This is a genomic window from Paracoccus shandongensis, assembly GCF_017315735.1.
Classification (GTDB): Bacteria; Pseudomonadota; Alphaproteobacteria; order Rhodobacterales; family Rhodobacteraceae; genus Paracoccus; species Paracoccus shandongensis.
Map to the genome: position 1 here is coordinate 16,377 of NZ_JAFLRK010000030.1, position 21,105 is coordinate 37,481.

Annotated in this window: 19 protein-coding genes and 1 tRNA gene; 11 read left to right on the forward strand and 9 right to left on the reverse strand. The window is 67.1% G+C overall.

All coding sequences use genetic code 11. The features are described from left to right. Positions 1–4,542, forward strand: a complete 4,542-nt coding sequence (gene gltB, locus JX613_RS15370) for a glutamate synthase large subunit (RefSeq protein WP_237168609.1) — start codon at positions 1–3, stop codon at positions 4,540–4,542. A gap of 144 nt (positions 4,543–4,686) precedes the next feature. Here the strand turns inward: gltB and JX613_RS15375 are convergent. After that, positions 4,687–4,762, reverse strand: a tRNA-Lys gene (locus tag JX613_RS15375). A gap of 86 nt (positions 4,763–4,848) precedes the next feature. On the opposite strand from JX613_RS15375, the gene dapF reads away from it, so the two are divergent. Together dapF and mtaB are read left to right on the forward strand one after the other, a co-directional pair. Beyond that, positions 4,849–5,688, forward strand: coding sequence for a diaminopimelate epimerase (gene dapF / locus JX613_RS15380; protein WP_207102348.1), 840 nt, complete (start codon positions 4,849–4,851; stop codon positions 5,686–5,688). Further along, positions 5,685–6,938 (forward strand): tRNA (N(6)-L-threonylcarbamoyladenosine(37)-C(2))-methylthiotransferase MtaB, encoded by a 1,254-nt coding sequence (gene mtaB, locus JX613_RS15385; protein WP_207102371.1) that lies wholly within the window; start codon positions 5,685–5,687, stop codon positions 6,936–6,938. The genes dapF and mtaB overlap by 4 nt, the downstream gene beginning before the upstream one ends. A 124-nt stretch (positions 6,939–7,062) precedes the next feature. Here mtaB and JX613_RS15390 read toward each other — a convergent pair whose 3' ends face one another. Next, positions 7,063–7,899, reverse strand: coding sequence for a universal stress protein (locus JX613_RS15390; protein ID WP_207102349.1), 837 nt, complete (start codon positions 7,897–7,899; stop codon positions 7,063–7,065). A gap of 201 nt (positions 7,900–8,100) precedes the next feature. Between JX613_RS15390 and ccoN the strand changes: the two genes are divergently transcribed. Genes ccoN through ccoP form a run of 4 tightly spaced genes read left to right on the forward strand, consistent with a single transcriptional unit; the run spans position 8,101 to position 11,680 of the window. After that, positions 8,101–9,705: a cytochrome-c oxidase, cbb3-type subunit I gene (gene ccoN, locus JX613_RS15395; protein ID WP_207102350.1), complete on the forward strand. Its 1,605-nt coding sequence runs from the start codon at positions 8,101–8,103 to the stop codon at positions 9,703–9,705. 13 nt (positions 9,706–9,718) lie between these two features. Then, a complete protein-coding gene (gene ccoO / locus JX613_RS15400) occupies positions 9,719–10,444 on the forward strand; it encodes a cytochrome-c oxidase, cbb3-type subunit II (protein ID WP_207102351.1) in 726 nt (241 codons plus the stop codon). 10 nt (positions 10,445–10,454) lie between these two features. Then, the gene (locus tag JX613_RS15405; RefSeq protein ID WP_154764596.1) at positions 10,455–10,643 is read left to right on the forward strand and encodes a cbb3-type cytochrome c oxidase subunit 3; all 189 of its coding nucleotides are present in this window, start codon (positions 10,455–10,457) and stop codon (positions 10,641–10,643) included. Continuing rightward, positions 10,643–11,680: a cytochrome-c oxidase, cbb3-type subunit III gene (ccoP, locus tag JX613_RS15410; protein WP_207102352.1), complete on the forward strand. Its 1,038-nt coding sequence runs from the start codon at positions 10,643–10,645 to the stop codon at positions 11,678–11,680. Before JX613_RS15405 ends, ccoP begins: the two co-directional genes overlap by 1 nt. A gap of 234 nt (positions 11,681–11,914) precedes the next feature. Here the strand turns inward: ccoP and JX613_RS15415 are convergent, their stop codons facing one another. Both JX613_RS15415 and miaB read right to left on the reverse strand, forming a co-directional pair. Continuing rightward, positions 11,915–12,274, reverse strand: coding sequence for a hypothetical protein (locus JX613_RS15415; protein ID WP_207102353.1), 360 nt, complete (start codon positions 12,272–12,274; stop codon positions 11,915–11,917). Positions 12,275–12,524: 250 nt separating this feature from the next. Further along, positions 12,525–13,856 carry a tRNA (N6-isopentenyl adenosine(37)-C2)-methylthiotransferase MiaB gene (gene miaB / locus JX613_RS15420; RefSeq protein ID WP_207102354.1) on the reverse strand — a complete coding sequence of 444 codons (1,332 nt, stop codon included), beginning with the start codon at positions 13,854–13,856 and terminating at the stop codon, positions 12,525–12,527. Between the two features lie 62 nt (positions 13,857–13,918). Here miaB and JX613_RS15425 point away from each other — a divergent pair, with 62 nt between their 5' ends. Both JX613_RS15425 and JX613_RS15430 read left to right on the forward strand, forming a co-directional pair. After that, the gene (locus JX613_RS15425) at positions 13,919–14,245 is read left to right on the forward strand and encodes a TfoX/Sxy family protein (protein ID WP_207102355.1); all 327 of its coding nucleotides are present in this window, start codon (positions 13,919–13,921) and stop codon (positions 14,243–14,245) included. A gap of 50 nt (positions 14,246–14,295) precedes the next feature. Next, positions 14,296–15,660, forward strand: a complete 1,365-nt coding sequence (locus JX613_RS15430; protein ID WP_207102372.1) for an aminotransferase — start codon at positions 14,296–14,298, stop codon at positions 15,658–15,660. A 53-nt stretch (positions 15,661–15,713) separates the two neighbouring features. Here the strand turns inward: JX613_RS15430 and JX613_RS15435 are convergent, their stop codons facing one another. The 3 genes from JX613_RS15435 to ubiA all read right to left on the reverse strand — a co-directional run bounded on the left by JX613_RS15435 (position 15,714) and on the right by ubiA (position 19,173). Then, on the reverse strand, positions 15,714–16,022 hold the full coding sequence (locus JX613_RS15435) for a hypothetical protein (protein ID WP_207102356.1): 309 nt from the start codon (positions 16,020–16,022) through the stop codon (positions 15,714–15,716). Positions 16,023–16,039: 17 nt separating this feature from the next. Next, a complete protein-coding gene (locus JX613_RS15440; RefSeq protein WP_207102357.1) occupies positions 16,040–18,172 on the reverse strand; it encodes an OmpA family protein in 2,133 nt (710 codons plus the stop codon). A gap of 62 nt (positions 18,173–18,234) precedes the next feature. Continuing rightward, on the reverse strand, positions 18,235–19,173 hold the full coding sequence (gene ubiA, locus JX613_RS15445) for a 4-hydroxybenzoate octaprenyltransferase (RefSeq protein ID WP_207102358.1): 939 nt from the start codon (positions 19,171–19,173) through the stop codon (positions 18,235–18,237). A 13-nt stretch (positions 19,174–19,186) separates the two neighbouring features. On the opposite strand from ubiA, the gene JX613_RS15450 reads away from it, so the two are divergent. Next, on the forward strand, positions 19,187–19,903 hold the full coding sequence (locus JX613_RS15450; RefSeq protein WP_207102359.1) for a 16S rRNA (uracil(1498)-N(3))-methyltransferase: 717 nt from the start codon (positions 19,187–19,189) through the stop codon (positions 19,901–19,903). 193 nt (positions 19,904–20,096) lie between these two features. Continuing rightward, a complete protein-coding gene (locus JX613_RS15455; protein WP_207102373.1) occupies positions 20,097–20,291 on the forward strand; it encodes a DUF1127 domain-containing protein in 195 nt (64 codons plus the stop codon). 69 nt (positions 20,292–20,360) lie between these two features. Here JX613_RS15455 and JX613_RS15460 read toward each other — a convergent pair whose 3' ends face one another. Beyond that, on the reverse strand, positions 20,361–20,612 hold the full coding sequence (locus tag JX613_RS15460; RefSeq protein ID WP_237168610.1) for a DUF982 domain-containing protein: 252 nt from the start codon (positions 20,610–20,612) through the stop codon (positions 20,361–20,363). Positions 20,613–20,741: 129 nt separating this feature from the next. Then, complete coding sequence (locus tag JX613_RS15465; RefSeq protein WP_207102360.1) at positions 20,742–20,948, reverse strand: cold-shock protein; 207 nt, start codon at positions 20,946–20,948, stop codon at positions 20,742–20,744. Positions 20,949–21,105: the final 157 nt, after the last annotated feature.

Below are 21,105 nucleotides of genomic sequence, written 5' to 3' on the forward strand. Positions count from 1 at the left end.
ATGAGCAAGGATTGGCAACAGGAACAACAGGCCCTTCGCGACTGGATGGCTCAGCACAGCCTGTATCGCGAGGAGGACGAGCATTCGTCCTGCGGGGTGGGGCTGGTGGTCAATATCGACGGCAAGCCCTCGCGCAAGGTGGTGCAGTCGGGCATCGACGCGCTGAAGGCGATCTGGCACCGGGGCGCGGTCGATGCCGACGGCAAGACCGGCGACGGCGCGGGCATCCACGTCCAGATCCCCGTCCCCTTCTTCCATGACCAGATCCGCCGCACGGGCCACGAACCCGACCCGGCCAAGATGATCGCCGTGGGCCAGGTCTTCCTGCCGCGCACCAACTTCGCCGCGCAGGAAGCCTGCCGGACCATCGTGGAATCCGAAGTCCTGCGCATGGGCCATTACATCTATGGCTGGCGGCACGTCCCGGTGAACACCGCCGTCCTGGGCGAAAAGGCCAATGCCACCCGCCCCGAGATCGAGCAGATCCTGATCCGCTGCGAAAAGGACATCGACCACATCCAGTTCGAGCGCGAACTCTACATCATCCGCCGCCGGATCGAGAAGGCCGCCGTCGCGGCCCAGGTGGCGGGCCTGTATCTTTGTTCGCTGTCCTGCCGCTCGATCATCTACAAGGGCATGATGCTGGCCGAGCAGGTCGCGGAATTCTATCCCGACCTCAAGGACGAACGGTTCGAGAGCGCCTTCGCCATCTATCACCAGCGCTATTCCACCAACACCTTCCCGCAATGGTGGCTGGCCCAGCCGTTCCGCATGTTGGCCCATAACGGCGAGATCAACACGCTGAAGGGCAACCTCAACTGGCTGCGCAGCCACGAGATCCGCATGGCCTCCAGCGCCTTTGGCGACATGGCCGAGGACATCAAGCCGATCGTCCCCGCCGGGTCGTCCGATTCGGCCGCGCTGGACGCGGTGTTCGAGGTGATGGTGCGGTCCGGGCGGTCCGCGCCCATGACCAAGACCATGCTGGTCCCGGAAAGCTGGTCCAAGGCCACCACCGACATGCCCAAGGCCTGGGCCGACATGTATGCCTATTGCAACGCCGTGATGGAGCCCTGGGACGGCCCGGCGGCGCTTGCGATGACCGATGGCCGCTGGGTCTGCGGCGGGCTTGACCGCAACGGCTTGCGGCCCATGCGCTATGTCGTCACCACGGAAAACCTGCTGATCGCGGGTTCCGAGGTCGGCATGGTCCCGGTGGACGAGATGAACGTGCGCGAAAAGGGCGCGCTTGGCCCGGGCCAGATGATCGCCGTCGATATGTGGGACGGCAAGCTTTACCACGACGGCGCCATCAAGGACCGCCTCGCCTCCAGCCAGCCCTTTGGCGAATGGATCGAGAAGGTCGTGGACCTGAACGACATCATGCGCGAATTGCCCGAGCAGGCGCATTTCAGCGGCGAGGAACTGCGCCGCCGCCAGACCGCCGCCGGCTATACGCTGGAGGAACTGGAACACGTCCTCTCGCCCATGGCCGAGGACGGCAAGGAAGCCATCGCGTCCATGGGCGACGACACGCCGCCCGCGGTGCTGTCGAACCAGTACCGCCCGATGAGCCATTTCTTCCGGCAAAACTTCAGCCAGGTCACGAACCCGCCCATCGACAGCTTGCGGGAAACGCGGGTGATGTCGCTGAAGACGCGGTTCGGGAACCTCAAGAACGTGCTGGATGAGTCGAGCAGCCAGACCGAGATCCTGATCCTGGAAAGCCCCTTTGTCGCGAACGGCGAATTCGCCGAAATGTCGCGCATGTTCGGGGAAACGGTGACGCGCATCGACTGCACCTTCCCCGTGGGCGCGGGCACCGAGGCCCTGGCCGAAGGCCTGGCCCGCATCCGGGCCGAGGCCGAGGATGCCGTGCGGTCCGGCGCGGGCCATCTGGTCCTGACGGATGAGGCGCAGGGGCCCGACCGCGTGGCAATGCCGATGATCCTGGCGACCAGCGCGGTGCATTCCTGGCTGACCCGCAAGGGCCTGCGGACCTTCTGTTCGCTGAACGTGCGGTCGGCCGAATGCATCGACCCGCATTACTTCGCGGTGCTGATCGGCTGCGGCGCGACCACGGTGAACCCCTATCTGGCCCAGGATTCGATCCAGGACCGGATCGAACGCGGCCTTCTGCCCGGCACCCTGATCGAGAACATGCGCCGTTACCGCGACGCGGTGGATGCGGGCCTTTTGAAGATCATGGCGAAGATGGGGATTTCCGTCATCTCGTCCTATCGCGGCGGCCTCAACTTCGAGGCCGTGGGCCTGTCCCGCGCGATGGTCGCCGAATACTTCCCTGGGATGCACTCGCGCATCAGCGGCATCGGGCTGCACGGGCTTCAGGCCAAGGTCGAGGGGCTGCACCAGAAGGCCTTCCACGCGGGCGGCAATGTCGATCTGCTGCCTGTGGGCGGCTTCTACAAGATGCGGCGGTCGGGCGAAAAGCACGCCTGGGAAGCCAGCACCATGAAGCTGTTGCAGGTGGCCTGCGACCGCGCCTCCTATGACGTGTGGAAGCAATACAGCGCCGCCATGCGCGCCAACCCCCCGATCCATATCCGCGACCTGCTGGACATCAAGGCCCTGGGCAAGCCGGTGCCCATCGAGGAGGTCGAATCGATCACCAGCATCCGCAAGCGGTTCGTGACCCCGGGCATGTCGCTGGGCGCGCTGTCGCCCGAGGCGCACATGACGCTGAACATCGCCATGAACCGCATCGGCGCCAAGTCGGACAGCGGTGAAGGCGGCGAGGATCCGGCGCATTCGTCGCCCCTGCCCAACGGCGACAACCCCTGCGCCAAGATCAAGCAGGTGGCCTCGGGCCGGTTCGGCGTCACCGCCGAATACCTGAACGCCTGCGAGGAGCTGGAGATCAAGGTCGCGCAAGGCGCGAAACCGGGCGAGGGCGGGCAGTTGCCCGGCATGAAGGTGACCGACCTGATCGCCCGGCTGCGCCATTCGACCAAGGGCGTGACGCTGATCAGCCCCCCGCCGCATCACGACATCTATTCGATCGAGGATCTGGCGCAGCTCATCTATGACCTGAAGCAGATCAACCCGCGCGCCAAGATCACCGTGAAGCTGGTGGCGTCCTCCGGCGTCGGCACGATCGCTGCGGGCGTGGCCAAGGCCAAGGCCGACATCATCCTGATCTCGGGCCACAACGGCGGCACCGGGGCCAGCCCCGCGACCTCGATCAAGTTCGCGGGCCTGCCCTGGGAAATGGGCCTGACCGAGGCGCATCAGGTGCTGGCGATGAACCGCCTGCGCGAACGGGTGACGCTGCGCACCGACGGGGGCCTGCGCACGGGCCGCGACATCGTGATGGCCGCGATGATGGGGGCCGAGGAATACGGCATCGGCACCGCCGCGCTGATCGCCATGGGCTGCATCATGGTCCGCCAGTGCCAGTCGAACACCTGCCCGGTGGGCGTCTGCACCCAGGACGAACGCCTGCGCGCCATGTTCACCGGCAGCGCCGACAAGGTGGTGAACCTGATCACCTTCTATGCCCAGGAGGTCCGCGAGATCCTGGCCAGCATCGGCGCGCGGTCCCTGGACGAGGTGATCGGGCGGGCGGATCTGCTGACCCAGGTCAGCCGGGGCGCCGCGAACCTGGACGACCTGGACCTGAACCCGCTGCTGATCACCGTCGATGGCGCGGACAAGATCGTCTATGATCGGTCCAAGCCCCGCAACGCCGTGATGGACACGCTGGACGCCGAGATCGTCAAGGACGCCGCCCGCTTCTTCGAGGATGGCGAGAAGATGCAGCTGTCCTATGCCGTGCGGAACACGCACCGGACCATCGGCACGCGCACGTCGTCGCTGATCGTGCAGAAGTTCGGGATGCGCAACAGCCTGCAGCCCGACCACCTGACGATCCGCCTGACGGGCAGCGCCGGGCAGTCGCTGGGCGCATTCGCCGCGCCGGGGTTGAAGATCGAGGTGTCGGGCGATGCCAACGACTATGTGGGCAAGGGCCTGTCGGGCGGCACCATCGTGGTGCGCCCGCCGATGGCCAGCCCGCTGGTGGCCGCCGACAACACGATCATCGGCAACACGGTGCTGTATGGCGCGACCGACGGCTATCTGTTCGCGGCGGGCCGGGCGGGGGAACGCTTCGCGGTGCGCAACTCGGGCGCCAAGGTGGTGATCGAGGGCTGCGGATCGAACGGCTGCGAATACATGACCGGCGGCGTCGCGGTGATCTTGGGCCGGATCGGCGCGAATTTCGGCGCGGGCATGACCGGCGGCATGGCATACCTGTATGACCCGCAGGGCGTGGCGCGCGACTATATCAACCCGGAAACGCTGGTGATGTGCGCTGTCACCAAGGACCACTGGGAAGGTCAGCTGAAGGGCTTGGTGGAACGGCACTTCAAGGAAACCGGATCGCGCCGCGCGGGCGAGATCCTGGCGGACTGGCAGGCCGAAAAGGCCAACTTCCTGCAGGTCTGCCCCAAGGAGATGCTGATCCATCTGCCGCATCCGATCATGGATGTGGAGGAACCGGCAGCCGTCCCCGCCGAGTAAGCCGGATACCGGAACCCATGCCGGGCGCGCAGCGATGCGCGCCCGTTTGCATGTGGCGGCGCCAAGGGACAGCGAAAGGGGTGCCGGTCGTCCGGGCAAAAAAACAGGGCCCGGGCTTTTCGGCCCAGGCCCCTGATTTGATGATGGTGAGCCCAACAGGATTCGAACCTGTGACCCACTGATTAAAAGTCAGTTGCTCTACCAACTGAGCTATGGGCCCAACATGGGGGGCTAATTAGGGGGGGTGGCCGGGGGCGTCAAGCGGAAAAACCGTCGGCACTGGCGGAAATTTCCCCCAAGGGTTATATGCCGGGCATGAACAGCATTTCCGCCCCCGGCCTGCCCTTCATGAAGATGCATGGGCTTGGCAACGATTTCGTCGTCCTCGACCTGCGCGCCGGTGGTGAACCCCCTGCGCCGGGCGTGATCGCGCGCATCGCCGACCGCCAGCGCGGGGTGGGGTTCGACCAGCTTGCCACCATCGAGGCGGACGACCAGGCGGATGTGCGGCTGCGGTTCTGGAATGCGGACGGATCCGTCAGTTCCGCCTGCGGCAATGCCACGCGCTGCATCGCGCGCTTCGTGATGGACGAAACCGGCCGCGACCGGCTGAGCCTGCGCACCGATCATGCCATCCTGCTGGCCGAGGATGCGGGGGGCGGCCTGACGCGGGTCAACATGGGCCCGCCGGTGCTGGACTGGCGGGCGATCCCGCTGGCCCGCGACGTGGACATCGACCACCTGCCCATCGAGGGCGATCCGGTGGCGACCGGCATGGGCAACCCGCATGTCACCTTCTTTGTCGATGACGCGGCGGCGGTCGATCTGGCCAGCTTCGGCCCGGCGATGGAGCATCATCCGCTTTACCCGCAGCGCACCAATGTCGAGGTGGTGCAGGTGCTGTCCCGCGATGAGATCATCCTGCGCATCTGGGAACGGGGGACGGGGCCGACGCTGGCATCCGGATCCTGTTCCTGCGCGGCAGCGGTGGCTGCGGCACGGCGCGGGCTGACCGGGCGGCGGGTCCGGGTCAACGTGCCGGGCGGCGTTCTGCATATCGACTGGCGCGACGACGGCGTCTGGATGGAGGGGCCGACGGCGCATGTCTTTTCCGGCGTGCTGACCCCGGAATGGCTGGCATCATGACCGCGCCGGTCTTTTCCACCCTGGGCTGCCGCCTCAACGCCTATGAAACCGAGGCGATGCGCGAGATGGCCGAGGCCGCGGGCCTGTCCGGCGCCGTGGTCGTCAACACCTGCGCCGTCACCGCCGAGGCCGTGCGCAAGGCCCGCCAGGAAATCCGCCGCCTGGCGCGCGAGAACCCCGGCGCGCCGGTGATCGTGACCGGCTGCGCGGCCCAGACCGAGCCCGAGACCTTTGCCGCCATGCCCGAGGTCACGCGCGTCATCGGCAACCACGAGAAGATGCAGCCCCAGACGTGGCAGGGCCTGCGCGCGCCCGACCTGATCGGCGAGACCGAGAAGATCCGCGTCGATGACATCATGTCGGTCAAGGAAACGGCGGGCCACCTGATCGACGGCTTCGGCCGCCACCGCGCCTATGTCCAGGTGCAGAACGGGTGCGACCACCGCTGCACCTTCTGCATCATCCCTTACGGGCGCGGCAACTCGCGGTCTGTCCCGGCGGGCGTGGTGGTAGAACAGATCAAGCGGCTGGTGGGCCGAGGCTTCAACGAGGTCGTGCTGACCGGCGTGGACCTGACCAGCTGGGGCGCAGATTTGCCGGGCACGCCCCGCCTTGGCGATCTGGTGATGCGGATCCTGCGGCTGGTTCCGGACCTGCCGCGCCTGCGCATCAGCAGCATCGACAGCATCGAGGCGGACGAGAACCTGATGCTGGCGATTGCCACCGAACCGCGCCTGATGCCGCATCTGCACCTGTCGCTGCAGGCGGGTGACGACATGATCCTGAAGCGGATGAAGCGCCGCCACGGGCGTGACGACGCGGTCCGCTTCTGCGAGGAAGCGCGGCGGTTGCGCCCCGACATCGTCTTCGGCGCCGACATCATCGCGGGCTTTCCCACGGAAACGGATGCGATGTTCGAGAACAGCGTCAAGCTGGTGGACGACTGCGGGCTGACCTTCCTGCATGTCTTCCCGTTTTCGCCCCGCAAGGGAACGCCCGCCGCGCGGATGCCCGCCGTGCAAGGCCCGGTGATCCGCGACCGCGCCGCCCGGCTGCGCGCGGCGGGGGATGCCGCGTTGCGTGCGCATCTGGACGGGCAAGTCGGCCGGACCCATCGCGTGCTGACCGAGAGCCCCCGCCTAGGCCGAACCGAGCAGTTCACCGAAGTGGGTTTTGCCAGCGACCAGCCCGAAGGCGCGTTGATGGAGTTGCGCATTACCGGCCATGACGGGGCGCGGCTGGTCGCGTAAGGGCCAGGACTGCCTTCATGCGAGACGGCGAATGGCTTGTAGGGTGGAACCCCACCCTACGGGCTGCGCCGGTCCGTGTCCGGCGAAGGCGATGGCCCTCGCCGGACAGGCGGGAAGTCCGATCCTATCGCGCCATGAACACCGGCACGCGCGCCTTTTCCAGCATGTTGCGCGTGGCCCCGCCCAGGATCGCCTGGCGGAAGCGCGAATGGCCATAGGCGCCCATCACCACCAGGTCGGCGGCGATCTCGATGGCGCGGCGGTTCAGTTCCTCGCTGACGGTGGCGGCGGTGCGGGCCAGAACGGCGATGTCGGCATGGACGCCGTGGCGCGTCAGCATCTGCGTCAGGGGCGCGCCGGGTTCCGATCCGTCGGCGCTGCGGCGCGGGTCGATCAGAGTGATCTCGACCGATTTCGCGGCCTGCAGCAGGGGCAGGGCGCGGCGGACGGCGGCCAGGGCTTCCAGGGACTGGTTCCAGGCCACCAGCACCTTTTGCGGGGGATCGGCGGGCAGGTCGGTGCCCGGCAGGACCAGCACGGGGCAGCCGCCCTCGAACAGGGCGGCCTCGACCACGGCCTCGGCCTCTCCGGGGGCGTCCGGGCCATAGGGGCGGCCCAGGACCGTCAGGTCGGAAAAGCGCGCGCGCATCCCCACAAGGTTCGCGATGCCGCCGATCTGCGCCACCGCGGCCTCGGACGACCAGCGCAGGTCGGAAAAGCGCGCCAGGTGCTGGCGCACCGCCTGGTCCAGCGATTCGGCCCCCTCCATCGCCATGTCGATGGCGTCCTGGAAGGCATAGGGCGTGCCGCCCGGAAAGTAATAGCCCACCTGCGTGTGGTCGAGCCCCAGGCTGAGGACCGACAGGTGGCCATCCTCGCGCGCGGCCAGGGCGGCCGCCGCGTCAAGCTGGGGCAGCTGCCGCTGGTCGGACAGGATGGTGAGGATGCTCTTGTAACCCATGACGGACTCCTTCGGTCAGGTCGGACACAGGATGGCGTCCTTGCCAGCCTGCGGCCTTGATCGGAATCAAACCTCCGGATTTGACGCAGATCAAGGTTCCGTGTGCCCGGGAACCTTATGCCCGGTCCCAACAAGGAGGCCAGCCTTGGCAGCGATTCGTGCTGTCCGGCCCCTTTCGACGAAGGAACGCGGATGTATGCCATGTGGAATTATGTGAAGCTGATCTTGCTGGGGGTCATCGCCCTGGCAGCCGCGATCGCTGCCAATCTGGCGCGCGATCCGGCCTATATGGTCAATGCCCTGGTCGTCATGCTGGTGGCGGCGGGGATGTTCGTCTGGGCCCTGCGCCGGGTCGATGAGCCGGTGCGTGCGGTCGATACCTCGCAATACATGGACGATGTGGTCCGCTTCGGCGTCGCCGCCACCGCCTTCTGGGGCGTGGTGGGCTTTCTGGTGGGCGTGGTCATCGCCTTCCAGCTGGCCTTTCCGGCGCTGAACCTGTCGGACCTGACCCATGGCTACACGAACTTCGGGAAGCTGCGTCCCCTGCACACCAGCGCGGTGATCTTTGCCTTTGGCGGCAACGCGCTGATCGCGACCTCGTTCTATGTCGTCCAGCGCACCAGCGCCGCGCGCCTGTGGGGCGGGAACCTCGCGTGGTTCGTGTTCTGGGGCTATAACCTGTTCATCGTGCTGGCCGCGACCGGATACATCGCGGGCGCCACCCAGTCCAAGGAATATGCCGAGCCCGAATGGTATGTGGACTGGTGGCTGACGGTGGTCTGGGTGGCCTATCTGGCCGTGTTCCTGGGCACCGTGATCAAGCGCAAGGAACCCCATATCTACGTCGCCAACTGGTTCTACCTGGCCTTCATCGTGACCATCGCGATGCTGCACATCGTCAACAACATCTCGATCCCGGTCAGCATCTTCGGGTCGAAGTCGGTGCAGGTCTTCGCGGGCGTGCAGGACGCGATGGTGCAGTGGTGGTACGGCCACAACGCCGTGGGCTTCTTCCTGACCGCCGGCTTCCTGGGGATGATGTACTATTTCATCCCGAAGCAGGCCGAGCGCCCGGTCTATTCCTACAAGCTGTCGATCATCCACTTCTGGGCGCTGATCTTCCTCTATATCTGGGCCGGTCCGCACCACCTGCACTATACCGCGCTGCCCGACTGGGCCTCGACGCTGGGGATGGTCTTCTCGATCATGCTGTGGATGCCGTCCTGGGGCGGGATGATCAACGGGCTGATGACGCTGTCGGGTGCCTGGGACAAGCTGCGCACCGACCCGATCCTGCGCATGATGGTGGTGGCCGTCGGCTTCTACGGCATGGCGACCTTTGAAGGCCCGATGATGTCGATCAAGGCCGTGAACAGCCTGTCGCACTATACCGACTGGACCATCGGCCACGTCCATTCCGGCGCCCTTGGCTGGAACGGCATGATCACCTTTGGCGCGCTGTATTACCTGACGCCGCGCCTGTGGGGCCGGGAACGCCTGTATTCGCTGTCGCTGGTCTCCTGGCACTTCTGGCTCGCCACCATCGGCCTGGTGCTTTACGCCGCCTCCATGTGGGTGTCGGGCATCATGGAAGGCCTGATGTGGCGCGAAGTGGACAGCCAGGGCTTCCTGGTCAACGCCTTCGCCGACGCCGTGCAGGCCAAGTTCGCGATGAACGTGGTGCGTGCCCTGGGGGGTGTCCTCTACCTCGCCGGCGGGATCATCATGGCCTACAACCTCTGGGCCACCGTGGCCCGCCAGCCCAAAGCCCATTCGACGGCCATTGCCGTGCCGGCCGAATAAGGGAACGCGAGCCATGCAGATTCTTGAAAAGCACAAGATCCTCGAAAAGAACGCGACGCTTCTGCTGATCCTGTCGTTCCTGGTCGTCACCATCGGCGGCCTGGTCCAGATCACCCCGCTGTTCTATCTGGAAAACACCATCGAGAAGGTGGAAGGGGTCCGCCCCTACACCCCCCTCGAACTGACCGGGCGCGACGTTTACGTCCGCGAGGGCTGCTATGTCTGCCACAGCCAGATGATCCGCCCGATGCGCGACGAGGTCGAGCGTTACGGCCATTACTCGCTGGCGGCGGAATCGATGTATGACCACCCCTTCCAGTGGGGGTCCAAGCGCACCGGGCCGGATCTGGCGCGCGTGGGCGGGCGTTATTCGGACGAATGGCACCTGGACCACCTGCGCGATCCGCAATCGGTGGTGCCCGAATCCATCATGCCGCAATACGGCCACCTGATGAACCGCATCATCGGCCCGGATTACGTCCGGGACCGCGTGGAAACCGATGCCCTGGTGGGCGTGCCGTATACGGACGAGATGATCACTGCTGCGGCCGAGGATTTCCGGGCCCAGGCCAACCCGAACGCCGATGCCGAGGGCTTGCAGGAACGCTATCCCGGGGCGCAGCAGCGCAACTTCGACCGCCAGCCGCAGCTGACGGAAATGGACGCGCTGATCGCCTATCTGCAGGTGCTGGGCACGATGGTCGATTTCTCGACCTTTGAACCCGACGCCACGCGGTAAGGGGGCATCAATGGAAACCTACAGCTTCCTGCGCGGGCTTGCCGACAGTTGGGCGCTGCTGCTGCTGGTGCTGTTCTTCGTGGGCGTGATCCTATTCGTGTTCCGCCCCGGCGCCCGAAAGGCCCAGAAGGACGCCGCCGAGAGCATCTTCCGGCACGAGAACCGACCCGCCGACGCGGATGAGAAGGAGGGCCGGTGATGGCCGACAACGACAAGGACAAGCCCGTCGATCCGCATCTGGATCCCGCCAATCCCGACAACCGGGTCAGCCTGGAACGGCGCGCGGCCGACAGCGAACATGCCGCCAAGATCGCGGGGGCGATCCCCGAACGGCCCCGGCCCGACCAGCCGGTCGCGCCCCGGCAGCGCAAGCAGACCCGCAAGGGCCTGGTCAAGGAGGTAGGCTCCACCGGCCACGAATGGGACGGGATCACCGAATACGACAACCCGATGCCCCGCTGGTGGCTGTGGACCTTCTACGCCACGATCATCTGGGCGGTGGGCTATGTCGTGGCCTATCCGGCGATCCCGCTGGTCAGCCAGGCGACCCAGGGCCTTCTGGGAACCGACACCCGGCAAGAGGTCGCGGCCGAGATCGCGCGCTTCGACCAGGCCAATGCCCCGATCCAGACCCGCCTGGCCGAGGTGGAGCTGGCCGCGATCCCGAACGACCCCGAACTGGTGAACTATGCCACCAATGCGGGCGGCGCGATCTTCCGCACCTGGTGCGCGCAGTGCCACGGTTCCGGCGCGGGCGGGGCGCGGGGCTATCCCAACCTGCTGGACAACGACTGGCTGTGGGGCGGCACGCTGGAGGATATCCACACCACCCTTCAGCACGGCATCCGCGATCCCAAGGACGGCGACACGCGCTATTCGCAAATGCCCTCTTTCGGCAGCGACGGCATCCTGGACCGCACACAGATCGACCAGGTCGTGAACCATGTGCTGTCGCTCTCGGACCAGCCGCATGACGCGGGCAAGGCCGCAGCCGGTGCCCAGGTCTTTGCCGACAACTGTTCGGCCTGCCACATGGAGGACGGCACCGGCGACCGCACGCAAGGCGCGCCGAACCTGGCCGACGCCGTCTGGCTTTACGGCAACGACCACGAGACGCTGACCCGCATCGTCAGCGAAGGCCCCTATGGCGTGATGCCCGCCTGGAACACGCGCCTGTCCGAGGCCGAGATCCGTGCCGTCGCCACCTATGTCCACGGCCTGGGCGGCGGGGAATAACCCCCGCCCAGACCGCACCCCGAGCTTTCGCCCTTGCCACGATCAACGGCGAAAGAGACCGGCCCCTGTCCTGTTCGCGCGTTCCTGGGGGCCGGTCTTTCATCACAACGCCCGATCTCGTGCCCGAGATCCCGGCGTCCCGAACTTTCGCATCAGCCCATCGGTGCGAAAGAGGCCGGCCCCCCGTATGTTCGCGCGTTCCTGGGGGTCGGCCGCCTTTTTTCCCCGGAAGGATCAGCCCTCGGTCATCGGCAGCGCCACCTGGCAATGCTGCACCACCGTCCAGTCCTCATGGCCGCGCCGCCGATAGACCGAGGTGCAGGCCGCCGTGAAGCGAGTATCCCCCTTGGCCGCCGTGACGCGATAGCCGATCACGATCATCCCTTCCTCGGGGCGGGACACGTGCTTGTCGTCAAAGGCCACCTTGTCCCATTCGGGCGTTCCGCTGACAGCCTCGATTGCGGCCCGGCCCGCGAACAGATGCGGCGCATGGCTCAGCGCCATGATGCATTCGGGATCGACGCGTTCGTGATAGCGTTCGTCCGACGCGCGCCAGAGACTTTCCTCGAAGTTCCAGACCCGGTTGTCGTCCATCCTGTCCTCCTGGCGTGATGCGTTTGGCTTAACGGCGCGGGTGGGGGGCGGTTCCGGGGCGAAGGGGGGATTTCCGACGGCGCCCGAAAGGGAGGGCGCATGAGGGCTGCCAGACCGTCCTTGTCTGGCGCAGGCCATCGCCTTCGCCCGGCGGGGGATCTGGCCGTGCCGCTTGGATAGGGTGGGGTTCCACACCTTCTTCGGGCGTGTGGTGGGGCGAACCAGCCGTCAGGCGCGGTCCTGCCGCGGGCTATCCCGCCAACTCGCCCCGCAGCGAATTGCTTGCGCTTTCCACGATCCGCACGGGCACCAGGTCGCCGACCTGCGCATTCGGCGCATCGACAAAGACCGAATGGAGGTAATCCGACTTGCCGATCATCTGCCCCGCCTGCCGGCCCGGCTTTTCGAACAGCACGCCCAGGGTGCGCCCGACCATGGCTTCCTGCGCGGCCTTCTGCTGTTTCGCCAGCAGCGCCTGGAGTTCCTGCAAGCGGGCGTCGGCCACCGCGCCGTCCACCTCGGGGCGGTCATAGGCCGGGGTTCCGGGGCGGGGCGAATACTTGAAGCTGAAGGCGGTCCCGAACCCCACCTCGGCCACAAGGCGCAGGGTGTCCTGGTGATCCTGGTCGGTCTCGCCCGGAAAGCCCACGATGAAATCGCTGGTCAGCAGGATGTCGGGGCGCGCCTCGCGGATGCGGTCGATCAGGCGCAGATACTGGGCCGCCGTGTGCTTGCGGTTCATCGCCCGCAGGATCCGGTCGCTGCCCGACTGCACCGGCAGGTGCAGATAGGGCATCAATTGCGGGATATCCCGATGCGCGGCGATCAGGTCGCCCCCCATGTCATTCGGGTGGCTGGTGGTATAGCGGATGCGGTCCAACCCCTCGATATCGGCCAGCGCGCGGATCAGGCGGCCAAAGCCCCATTCGCCGTCCGACCCCGCGCCGTGCCAGCCGTTCACGTTCTGGCCCAGAAGGGTGATTTCCCGCACGCCCCGGTCCACCAGGTCGCGGGCCTCGCGCAGGATGCGGTCCACGGGGCGGCTGACCTCGGCGCCCCGGGTATAGGGGACGACGCAGAAGGCGCAGAACTTGTCGCAGCCCTCCTGCACGGTCAGGAAGGCCGCGGGCGCGCGGCGGGTGGCGCGGCGTTGGGGCAGGTGGTCGAACTTGTCTTCCTCGGGGAAGTCGGTGACGATGGCGGGCGCTTCGCCCCGCACCATGGCGGGCAGGCGGTGATAGGTCTGCGGGCCGACCACCAGATCGACCAGCGGCATCCGGCGCACGATCTCCTCGCCCTCGGCCTGGGCCACGCAGCCCGCCACGCCGATCTTGAGGTCGGGCTTCTCGGCCTTCAGCGGCTTCAGGCGGCCTAGGTCGGAATAAAGCTTCTCGGCCGCCTTCTCGCGGATGTGGCAGGTGTTCAGCAGCACCATGTCCGCATCCCCCTGATCCTCGGTCAGGACATAGCCTTCCGCGCCCATGGCCTCGGCCATGCGCTGGCTGTCATAGACGTTCATCTGGCAGCCATAGGTCTTGATGAAAAGCTTTTTCACTGCCGGGGGATTGGCCTGGTCGTTCATTGCCGCTGTCCTTGGGAGGTAGCGTGCTGATACAGCAAAGGCAGGCATTTGGAAAGCGGGCCATGGACAGCGACCTGACGGGGATCACCAATATCGGCCCGGCGACGGCCAAGGCGCTGATCGCCGCCGGCGTGCCCGACGCCGCCGCCCTGCGCCGGATCGGCGCGCACGAGGCCTATCGCGCGCTGCTGGTTGCGGGCGAGCGGCCGCATTTCATCGGCTATTACGTCCTGGCGATGGCCCTGCAAGGCCGCCCCTGGAACGACTGCCGGGGCGCGGAAAAGGCCGCACTGCGCGAGCGGTTCGATTCGCTGGTGGCCGAGATGCGCGGCGCCCCCCTGGCGGGGATCGAGGCGGAACTGGATCTGATCGGCCTGCGCCGTCCTTGAACGCCCCCATCCGCCCGGCTAGCCTGCAGACAAACCCGATGGAGGCCATGATGAACAAACCGCAAAGCTGGGAAGCCCGCGCCGACGAATATTCGCTTTACGGCTTCACCGACCTGCCCAGCGTCGCCAGCCGGGGCGCCGTGGTGCTGACCCATGGCGAGGGGCCCTATGTCGTCGATGTGAACGGCCGCCGCTATCTGGACGCCAATTCGGGCCTGTGGAACATGGTCGCGGGGTTCGACCACAAGGGCCTGGCCGAGGCCGCGAAGGCGCAATACGACCGCTTTCCCGGATATCACGCCTTTTTCGGGCGCTTGTCCGACCAGACGGTGATGCTGTCCGAAAAGCTGGTCGAGGTGTCGCCCTTCGAGCGCGGCAAGGTGTTCTACACGAACTCGGGGTCCGAGGCGAACGACACCATGGTCAAGATGCTGTGGTTCCTGCACGCATCGGAAGGCAATCCGCAGCGGCGCAAGATCCTGACCCGCTGGAACGCCTATCACGGCGTGACCGTCGTTTCGGCCAGCATGACCGGCAAGCCCTATAACGAGGTCTTCGGCCTGCCGCTGCCGGGCTTCATCCACCTGACCTGCCCGCATTACTGGCGATACGGCAAGGACGGCGAGAGCGAGGAGCAGTTCACCCAAAGGCTGGCGCAGGAACTGGAGGACACGATCCAGCGCGAAGGCCCCGACACCATCGCGGGCTTCTTTGCCGAACCCGTGCAGGGGGCGGGGGGCGTGATCCCGCCGTCCAAGGGCTATTTCCAGGCGATGCTGCCGATCCTGAAGAAATACGGCATCCCGATGATTTCGGACGAGGTGATCACCGGCTTTGGCCGCACCGGCAACACCTGGGGCTGCCAGACCTACGGCTTCATGCCCGACGCGATCATCAGTTCCAAGAACCTGACGGCAGGCCTGTTCCCGATGGGTGCGGTGATCCTGGGGCCGGATCTGACCGACCGGCTGCAAAAGGCCATCGACCGGATCGAGGAGTTCCCGCACGGCTTCACCGCATCCGGCCACCCGGTCGGCTGCGCCATCGCGCTGAAGGCCATCGACGTGGTGATGAACGAGGGCTTGGCCGACAACGTCAAGCGCCTCGCCCCCCGGCTGGAGGCGGGCCTGCGCGCCATCATGGACCGCAGCGAGCATATCGGCGAATTGCGCGGCGTGGGCTTCATGTGGGCGCTGGAGGCCGTGCGCGACAAGGCCACCAAGACGCCGTTCGACAGCAGCCTGTCGGTCAGCGAACGCATCGCCAATGCCTGCACCGACCTGGGCCTGATCTGCCGTCCCCTGGGCCAGTCCATCGTCCTCTGCCCGCCCTTCATCCTGACCGAATCGCAGATGGACGAGATCTTCGACAAGCTGGAACGGGCGCTGCGGAAGGTGTTTGCCGAGGTGGCGTAGGGTGCGTGCTTGCACGCACCGTTGACGTGGCATGGTGCGTGCAAGCACGCACCCTACCGACGCGACAGCTTGCGTTCGATGTAATCCCGCAATTCCTCGATCTCGGAGCGGCTTTCGCGCAGGCCCTCCATGGCGGTTTCCAGTTCCGCCTGGGTCGCCGCCCGGCGGCTTTCGCCCTCCTTCAGCAGGGCGATGGCCTTGTCGCGTTCGCGTTCGGTGTCGTGCAGCCTGCGTTCCAGGTCGCGCAGGTCGGCATGGCTGGGGCGGGTCAGGCGTCCGATCAGCCAGCAGGCGAACCAGCCCAGCACGAAGGCCCCGAACAGGACAAGCGCGGTGGCGGTGATGAATTCGGTGCGGTTCATGCGGGTCCAGCTTGCGATCAGGGGGCGGATCCCTCGTCCGGGCGGGGCGAGGGGCGCGGCGTGTCAGGCGTGGGCGTCTGGACGGGCAGCCTAAGGGTTTCCTCGCGCGCGTCCAGCGTCTGGAAGACCTCGGGGGCGCCGACGGTCGCGGGGGCCACCGGGCCGATGCCGGCCTGCGGCAGGGCGGGGCCGAAGACCTGCGGGCGGGGCGCAGGGTCGTCCGGCTGGAGGGGGCCGATCAGATCCCCGGGCTGGTCGGCGGGCTGATCGGGCGGCGCAGGCTCGGCGGTGACGCCCGACAGCGTGACCGGCGCGGGCAGGGGGGCGCTGCGCACCGGGTAATCGGACATCAGCCGGAACTCGATCCGGCGGTTTTCCTCGCGCCCTTCCTCCGAGTCGTTGGAGGCGATGGGCTGGCTTTCGCCGTAACCGCGCGCGGTCATGTTGGACACGTCGATGCCCGCGTCCGCCATCGCGGCCACCAGGGCCTGCGCCCGGCCCCGCGACAGGTCGGCGTTGAAGCCTTCGGACCCTTGCGAATCGGTGTGGCCCCCGGCTTCCAGCTGGAAATCGGCGCATTCGGCCATGACGGCGGCCAGCCGGTCCAGCGTGGGGGCGGGGTCGCCCGCGATGGCGGCCTTGGAGGGCTCGAACCCGATCTCGGATTCCGACATGACGATGTTCAGCTGGCGCACGCATTCGGGGCCGTCGGGCAGATCCAGCGACGGATCCAGCCGCCGGTCGTAACGGATCGCCAGGTCATAGCGCACGCCCGGTCCCAGCCGTTCGCCCAGCCGCGCCGCCGCAGCTTCGGGCGCGGCCATGTCGCCCGAGGTGCCGGTGACGCGGATCAGGTCGGGCGTGACCTGCAGGCTGCCCGAATGCAGGGTGCCCAGGGCCTCCAGCCCGGCGATGACGCGCACCGTCCAGCCCCCGGGGACCGAGGGGTCGTTGACCAGGCTGCCCCCCACGGCGGGAAAGCGCGCGCGGGCCACGCTGTCCACGGTTTCGCGCATCCGGTCGTCGCTGATGCGGCCCGCCATCTCCAGCACCTGCGTGTCCGACAGGGTGGCGGTGAATTCGGCCGGGCCCTGCGGGGCCGCGTCGGGGGCGGTTTCCAGATCCGCCTGCAGCGAGAACACCGGGGGCAGGGCGCGCCGCAACCCTGCCACGGCGCGGTCGAAATCCGCCTTGGCGACGCCCGGAGGCGCCACCAGCGAAACATCGGCATCCGACAGCGTGACCGCGCCCCGGCCCAGGGAGGCCACCGCCCCGATCGCCGCCGCCGCCGCATCGGACCAATCGGGCGAAGGCGCGCCAAGCCCCAGCGTGCAGGCGGGAACCTCTGCCGCCCCCGCCTTCATCGCGGCATCGACGATGCGGTCGCGGCCTTCGGCGGTGTCGGTGGCGCAGGATTCAAAGCGCGCGCCGTCCCCATCCATGACGAAGCGCAGCGTGAAGGGCGCGATCACCGGCCGCGGGGCCGAGATGTCGGTGACAAGGTCGACCCCCGCGGGCAGGGCGCGGCGCAGCGCGGTTTCCAGCCGTGCTTTTTCGTCGCCGCTGCCGGTGATGGCCGAGATCGTGACCCGCCCCGGCTGGACCGAGATCTTGGCCTGGGCCGCCATCTGCGCGGCCTGCTGCCCATAGCGGATGGCCGCGTCCCACCCGGGGGGCACGGCATAGTCGGCGGTTTCCAGAAGGTCGGTCACTTGGGGCGCGGCGGTTTCCGCCCGCAGAGTGCGCACCAGCCCCGCCCGGTCGGTCGAGGCCGGAACCAGCCCGATCAGCGAGATGCCCTGGTCGTTGCGCAGCAGTTCCACCTTGAAATCAGGCGGCGTCATCGCCTCGGCCGAGGCGACGGTCATCGCGTCCACCACGCGCGAGGGGTCGACGGCACTGCCCGCCTGGGTCACGGCGCGAAAGCGGTCCACCTCGGTCGGCGCGGTGCCGGTCAGGCGGACCTGCAACCCGTCGGTCGCCACCCCCACCCAGTCCTGCCCGGATGCCTGCAACGCCTGTTCGACATCCTGGCGCGACCGCTGCTCGATGAAGCTGGCGGCGGTGTCGGCCCCCAGCCAGCACAGCCCGCCCGCGGCGGACAGGGTCAGGATCGTGGCGATGGATGAGGCAAGCCGCCTGCGGGGCATGGGCCATGACCTTGGGCTGTTTCCGTGGTCCTGGATCTAGCGGCGGGGGACGCCCCGCGCAATCAGACGAGTCCGGCCAGGGCGAGAGTTAGCGCAAGGATCAAACCCGCATCGCGGTTCGACCGGAACAGGCGCAGGCAGACAGCGCCTTGTTCGGGCTGGAAATTCCGCAGCTGCCAGGCCAGATGCAGGGCAAATCCGGCCAGCCCCGCATAGCCCATCAACAGATTGCGACCCGTGAGCGAAATGGCAATCGCCAGCAGGACGACCGTCAGCACCGCAAAGCCCGCCAGGATGCGCGGGCTGTTCTGCCCGAACAGGCGCGCGGTGGATTTCACGCCGATCAGGGCGTCGTCCTCCACATCCTGGTGGGCATAGATGGTGTCGTAGAAGATCGTCCAGGCGATCCCCGCGACCCAGGCCACCACCGGCGCCGCGTCCAGCCGCCCCATATGCGCGGCCCAGGCCAGCATCACGCCCCAGTTGAAGGCCAGGCCCAGGAAGACCTGCGGCCACCAGGTGAACCGCTTGGCAAAGGGATAGATCGCCACCAGCGCCAGCGAGGCCACGCCCATCCAGACCGCCGCCCCATCCAATGTCAGCAGGATCGCGAAGCCCACAAGGCATTGCGCGACCAGCCAGCCATAGGCCCCGCGCAGCGTCACCTGGCCGCTGGGCAGGGGGCGGGACCGGGTGCGGGCCACCTTGTCGTCGATGTCGCGGTCGGTGATGTCGTTCCAGGTGCAGCCCGCCCCGCGCATGACCAGCGCGCCGATCCCGCAGGCCACGGCGATCCACAGGTCCGCCCAGCGGGGCGCGTCGGCCATCATCGCCAGCCCGATCCCCCACCAGCAGGGCAGCAGCAGCAGCCACGTCCCGATGGGCCGGTCGGCGCGGGACAGGCGCAGCCAGGGCCGCCAGGCCGGGGGGGCCACCGTGTCCACCCAGTTGCCCTTCGGCGCGTCGATGACGGCGTCTGGTCTTTCCGTCCGGCTTTGCATAGCGTCTGGCCCCATGGCAAGGATCAGGCTGTTCATAGATCACCCGCTGGCCGCAGAACAACCCGTCCCGCTGACGGGGGACCAGGCGCATTATCTGTCGGGCGTCATGCGCCTGACGCCCGGCGCGGTGATCGAGGTCTTCAACGGGCGCGACGGCGCCTGGTCGGCGCGCCTGGCGCAGGCGACCAAGCGCGGCGGGTCGCTGGACGTGCTGGAACAGACCGCCCCGCAGCGGAACCCGCCCGACCTGTGGCTGGTCTTCGCGCCGATCAAGAAGGCGCGCACCGATTTCATCGTGGAAAAGGCGGCCGAGATGGGGGCCGCGCGCATCCTGCCCGTGCAGACCGACCACACCAATGCCGAACGCATCCGCCAGGACCGCCTGCAGGCCCATGCGGTGGAAGCGGCGGAACAATGCGGCGGCACCTTTGTCCCCGCCGTGGCCGATCTGGTGCCGCTGTCGCGCCTGCTGGATGGCTGGGACGCGTCGCGCCGCATCCTCTGGGCGGACGAGGCGCTGGCGGGACCGGCACATACGCTGGCGGGCCTGCCGCGCGGTCCCTGGGCGATCCTGATCGGCCCCGAGGGGGGCTTTTCGGATGCCGAGCGCGCCCGGCTGGCGGCGCTGCCCCATGTGAGTCGCATCAGCCTGGGGCCGCGAATCCTGCGCGCCGATACGGCTGCCGTCGCGGCACTTGCGCTGTGGCAGGCCGCGTTAGGGGACTGGTAAGAAACGATTGCTGCAATGCGGCATTCCAAGGCCTGAAAACGACATTCTGGCCCTGTTAACCTGTCGTAAACCTGCATTTGCTGCATAGCGGCATTGCCCGGGCCGCGCCTACTCTTTTTTGACTGCCCAATCTATATCCTGCTGCATGAAGCGATTGCCCGATGGTCGGGCACTTCTGAAACAGGTGATGAAAATGTCGACGATGGAACTGAACCGCAGCCATGCTGTTGGGGGCGTTGGCAATGTCGTTGCGAATTTCTTCTCGATGCTCGGCGCGTGGAACGATGCCCGCGTGACCCGTCGGGAACTGAGCCGCCTGTCGGATCGCGAGCTGGACGACATCGGTCTGTGCCGCGGCGACATCGAGCGGATCGCGCGCGGCTTCTAAGCCATAGCCATCCCCTTCAAGACGAACGAACCCCCAATGCGGATGCAGAGGGGGTTTTTTCTTGGCCGGTCAGTGCCGGTTGACGGTCTGGAACCCGGCGCTGCGGGCGGCGTCCGTGAAGGCCTTGCGTGCCGATCCGACCGGGGTCATGCAATGGGCGGCGGCGTCCAGCATCCGGGCCGCATGGCGGCGCTGCACGTCATCGACAGGCCATCTGCGTTGCAGCCAATAGGCCGCGGTTTCAAGGGTGGTGAAGGTCTTCACCTCGCCATCGGGCGAGACGACGAAAGACAGGGGCTTGCCCCAGTTTATTTCTATCAAGATTGTTCTTTCATGGGAATTGTCCGATCCCGCGCAAGGGCGTCCTAGGATCCGGAGGGGAGGGCGACCAGGGCCGCCATCCGGTTTTCAGGGCAATGGCTTCATGCCATGGCCGGGTCTGCGGGCAGCTTATGCCAGCGCGACGTTGGTCGCCGATTCGCGGCCGTCGCGGCCCTTTTCCACGTCAAAGGTGATCGCCTGGCCGTCGCGGATGTCGCGGATGCCAGCGCGCTCCAGCGCGGAGATGTGAAGGAAGATGTCTTTCGAGCCATGCTCGGGCTGGATGAAGCCGAAGCCTTTGGTGGCGTTGAACCATTTCACGGTGCCGTTGGCCATCGTGAGATCTCCTGTCTAGTATATGCCATCCGCGACATGCGATGGCCCGGCTTAGTGTCGTCAAGGAACATCTGAAGCCGAAAGGAGACAGAAGGCCGAAAGAAAGACGCTCGCCTGCCCTAGATAGCAAAAGGCAGGCGCGTTTTCAAGGCTGGGA